The following is a 4,514-nucleotide window of genomic DNA, read 5'->3' on the forward strand; positions in this document are numbered from 1 at the left end:
GTGTATTAAGATCTGCAATGATGGGCCTGAGCGAAATGTCGCGTCAGCGTTTGCATGCGCATCTGCTGCCGTACTCTTTATGCTGTTTACTGGTGTTCGTCCAGATGAGGTTGCAAAAATCAGGAAAGCGTACGTTAATCATAAAATGCGCGCCATTGTTTTCCCTGAGCGCACAAAAGAAAACGAGCAAGATACGCTTAAAAATGGTGAAGAGTTTCATCTTATGCTCAATGATACTGCATACAGCCAGGTTCTTTTTTCGATGAAACACAGCACATCAAGATACGTGTTCTCTGGCATTCAGCTGGATCGACTGCCCGAGTCTGTTGTTCGTGATTACATGATGAAAATTGGTGGTCGAATTGGTCAGCATCTACCCAGAAAGATTGCCAGGGCGACATTTATCTCAATTGCTGAATCTTCAGAAATAGGCCCATACCAGATTAAAGTTCTTTGCAATCATGATGGTTATGGCAGTAGCGTTGACGTAACGGATGGTTACAAGACTATGTATGCTCACGAAGTAAGAGCTGCAGCAAAAAAGGTAGAAGAAAAGATCTACCAGATAACCGGCTGCAAAAAGAATGTGGTATGTCGAGGTCAGCTTGAAAATTTCACTGATATCGATGAAAGCCGGATCAGGAAGATAAGTGTTCACTTATAACTACTGCAAATAAAGATGAGACCTGTTGCCGCCGGCGTCGTAATGTTGCGATTTTTGCTCTAGTCTCTTGCGCGATAGGATTGAAACCGCTCTCCCCTAGTGCGAACTTCGCTCTCACCTATAGCGATTTTCGCACCCCCTCTTTATGAATTCCCTATATTCCGTGCTGCCCTCAAGTGAATCCCGCAGAGCCTGATGGCAAAGTTGGTTATATTTGTAAGCTGGGTATTGTTTTATGTTTTCCTTATTTGCAACAATACAGCGCGTCATTGGTTTGCTGCTGATCTGGATAAATAAGTTTGGATGCCTAGTTGGCCGGGCGCGGTGTTTTATTCCTTGTGGATGTTATGGCAGCAATAAAAAATGCGCGGCTATGGGAACTATAAAAATAATATGATGAAGCTTTCGCTACAGCTTATTGCGCGCGTCAAATCCGGTCTATCCAGAACTCAGCGAAGAGGTCTGATGTGGGTGCCACGCCCTGGCTCTCATTTCCGGCCCGAGCCGGCTACCGAATTTGATGTCAAACAAAGCCAGGCAGCGCGCTGCCAGAGCGCGTACCCACGGTACGTGCTCATGCGCGCGAGTACGTGCGCACACACCATACCCGCGCTTCGGGTATGGGGGCGCAGTGGCGGCATGGTGTTGGCGAGGGCATCACGAACAACGGTGAGGTGAGGCCCAGCCAATGCCATGCCGACATGATTTTTCGCTCCGACCAGGAGCGAAAAAACAAGCGCCCCTTCGCGGAGCGGCTGCTTTTGACATCAAAAAAATAACAATAACTATAAGGATGCCAACATGCTGAAGAGCACCGAAGAACGATACCGAAAGCTTGCAAGAAACTTCTACAAAACGAGAATGCCAGGCACACAACTCTCAACAAGCGCGATATGCAAAGCATTGACGGGGTGCGCAGCAGACTACAGACCCGGCTACTTTAGAGTCCTGAAAAATGCACTGTCATTCGACGTTCGTGAACGTGGCTACCCAGAAGCAGCCAAGCGGATCCTGCTAACGCCTAATCCAACCACCTTGCCTGGCAGCACCATCCCTCCTAAAGAGAAGCTTCACGCGGTTAAAGCCCTGAGCGAGGATGATATTGCCGCACTTCTGCATCACCTAGGAAAAACACGGCACTACGACGTTTTTGCTGCCGTTACGCTAGCTTGGCTGCTCGGCGTCCGACCCTGCGAGATGCACTCGATTCAGGTCATGCGTGAGGGGTTCCATATTATTGGAGCCAAAAAGGACGACCAAGGCATCAGGGGTGCCGACCGAGATATTACGTTCCCAAACCAAACAGATTTTGAGCTTGCGGCTAAAGCAGTAGACCTGTATCGACACTCACACCGCAGCGCTGCGGCAATCAGGGATACTCTGCGAGAACAATGCAGGCAGCTTTGGCCCAGACGTAAAGTACAGCCAACGCTGAGAAGCTTACGGCACCAGATGGGCTCCAACCTCAAAGCCTCCGGCATCGACCCCAGGCTCATGGCTTACATCATGGGGCATCGGTCTACGCGGTCGATTGAGCGATATGGAGACAGGCGTACGGCAACGAAGCGCAATTTCTCCTTACCGGAGGCAGCATCCAATGCAGACCTTTCGAAAGTTAGAATCAGCAGGAAAAGTAAACCAGTGTGGTATTCGGCAGAACCTGCGGCTAAGGGCGTAAGCCCCAAAAATACGCACCAACAGACTAAGCCTCGCACTGTTTAACAACAATCTGCACGGCGCCAGGGACTCGGCGCCGGTGCATCAAGCAACGTGCCACATGCTTCGCATACGGATTCCAAAAAGCGGAAAGAAGCAACACCGGGCAACGTACCGGCCGGTAAAAATAAAAAAAGGTAAGCGCACGGGGAAGGCACCTTGCGCCGATCAGCTCGGCATCCACTGATGCGGCAGTAGTTTCTCGATCTCTTTTGGGACGGGCTTGAGTTGGAGTGCGGACTAGCCTGTCAATGACCATTGCCCCCAACGGATGACGGACGTTGGGACGACGGAAAGCAATGTGCAAAGTTTGCATATTGCCCCCCGCTCGGCGACAAACGCTATTCGCTTTTAGTGCCGCAAAAGGAGCGGATCCAACTTAATCCTTCTCTGGTCCCCACCGCAGGGTTGTACTCACACCCCACCCAGCCGGTGAACGATGGTAAGCGTACGGGGAATACACCTTGCGCCGATCAGCCCGGCATCCACTGATGCGGCAGCAGTTGCTCGATCTCGCTAGCCTTCTGCGTCGGCAACCGCGTTAGCACGTCCTTGAGGTAGGCGTACGGATCATGGCCATTCATGCGAGCTGACTGGATCAGGCTCATGATCGCTGCAGCCCGTTTACCGCTGCGCAACGATCCAGCGAACAGCCAGTTTGACCTGCCAAGCGCCCACGGTCTGATCTGGTTCTCGACCGCATTGTTATCGATGGGCACGGCACCATCATCCAGGTAGCGCGTTAGCGCCACCCAGCGTTTGAGACTGTAGTCCAGTGCCTTGGCGATGGCCGAGCCTTCAGGCACCAGCTCGCGCTGGGCCAGCATCCAGGTATGCAAGGTGTCGGCTAGGGGCTTGGCCTTTTCCTGGCGTATTCGCCAGCGATCCTCGTCACTCAGGTCTTTGGCTTGCCGTTCGACTTCATACAGCCCGCCAATCGAGTGCAGCGCTTGTTCGGCCAGCTGGCTTTTGTTGGCGGCATGCAGGTCGAAGAACTTGCGCCGCGCATGCGCCATGCAACCGATTTCGGTGATGCCCTGCTCGAAGCCAGCCTTGTAGCCTGCGAAGTCATCGCAGACCAATTTGCCATTCCAGGTGTCCAGGAAGTTACGCGCATGTTCGCCAGCACGGCTGGGACTGAAGTCATAGACTACCGCCTTCAGTGCTGAGAACGGCGTAGTGCAGTAGGCCCAGACGTAAGCCCTGTGTGTTTTCTTCTCGCCGGGTGCCAGCATCTGCACCGGTGTTTCATCGGCGTGTACAACGTCTTGAGCTAGCACTGCCTCGCGCAATGCATCCACCAAGGGTTGGAGCTGCACGCCGGTTTGGCCTACCCACTGCGCCAACGTCGAACGCGATATGACCAAGCCTGCACGGCCAAAGATCTTTTCCTGGCGATACAGCGGCAAGTGGTCCGCGAACTTGGCCACCATTACATGGGCCAACAAGCCGGCGGTGGGAATGCCCTTGTCGATCACCTGGGCCGGCACGGGCGCCTGGATCAGCGTTTCGCACTGACGACAGGCCCATTTGCCACGCACATGTTGCTCGACGGTGAACACGCCAGGTGTGTAATCCAGCTTCTCGCTCACATCTTCGCCGATGCGCTGAAGTTGGCACCCGCAGGCACACTGTGTGCTCTCCGGTTCATGGCGGATGACCGTACGTGGGAACTGGGATGGCAGCGGAGCGCGCTTGGGCTGTTGGCGCGATGAGGTTGCGGCAGGCTCAGGCCGGAGCGCGTTCAGCTCTGCCTCGATAGCCTCGAGGTCGGTGTTGAGCAAGTCATCCAGCAAGCTGCCTTGCGCCGGACTGATTTGCTGACTGCGCTTAGCGAATTTGTGCCGCTTGAGGATGGCGATCTCGTGAGAGAGTTGCTCGATGACTGTCTTGTCGCGGCGGCTCTCTCGGCCCATGGTGTCGACCTTGGACAGCAACTGCGCAGCGAGGGCGCGCAGTTGTTCGGGCGTCATTTGGTCGAGATTGGGCGAGGAAGTCATGCCGTGGATTTTACCAAAGCACGGTCACTGCAACAGCTGATAAGCGGGGTTCAGAGCACTGTAATTGCGCCGCTGGAACCGATTCGCTGCCATGGCAAACCGAGCACCAAGGCCTGGAGTTGCTCAGCGTCGAG

The 4,514-nt window shown here is 54.1% G+C and carries 2 protein-coding genes and 1 pseudogene; 2 read left to right on the plus strand and 1 reads right to left on the minus strand.

The features are described from left to right. Both C1949_RS19485 and C1949_RS19070 read left to right on the plus strand, forming a co-directional pair. A pseudogene (locus C1949_RS19485) lies at window positions 1–664 on the plus strand (recombinase); the annotation flags it as partial. Window positions 665–1,465: 801 nt separating this feature from the next. Beyond that, window positions 1,466–2,386, plus strand: coding sequence for a site-specific integrase (locus C1949_RS19070; RefSeq protein WP_104739949.1), 921 nt, complete (start codon window positions 1,466–1,468; stop codon window positions 2,384–2,386). 467 nt (window positions 2,387–2,853) lie between these two features. Here the strand turns inward: C1949_RS19070 and tnpC are convergent, their stop codons facing one another. Continuing rightward, a complete protein-coding gene (gene tnpC / locus C1949_RS19075) occupies window positions 2,854–4,380 on the minus strand; it encodes an IS66 family transposase (RefSeq protein WP_104739950.1) in 1,527 nt (508 codons plus the stop codon). Between the last annotated feature and the right edge of the window lie 134 nt (window positions 4,381–4,514).

Source organism: Halopseudomonas oceani, from assembly GCF_002903165.1.
Classification (GTDB): Bacteria; Pseudomonadota; Gammaproteobacteria; order Pseudomonadales; family Pseudomonadaceae; genus Halopseudomonas; species Halopseudomonas oceani.

Excerpts from the sequence above, each read along its gene's own strand:
- C1949_RS19070 (WP_104739949.1), top strand. The coding sequence starts at position 1,466 with ATGCTGAAGAGCACCGAAGAACGATACCGAAAGCTTGCAAGAAACTTC.
- tnpC (WP_104739950.1), bottom strand. The coding sequence starts at position 4,380 with ATGACTTCCTCGCCCAATCTCGACCAAATGACGCCCGAACAACTGCGC.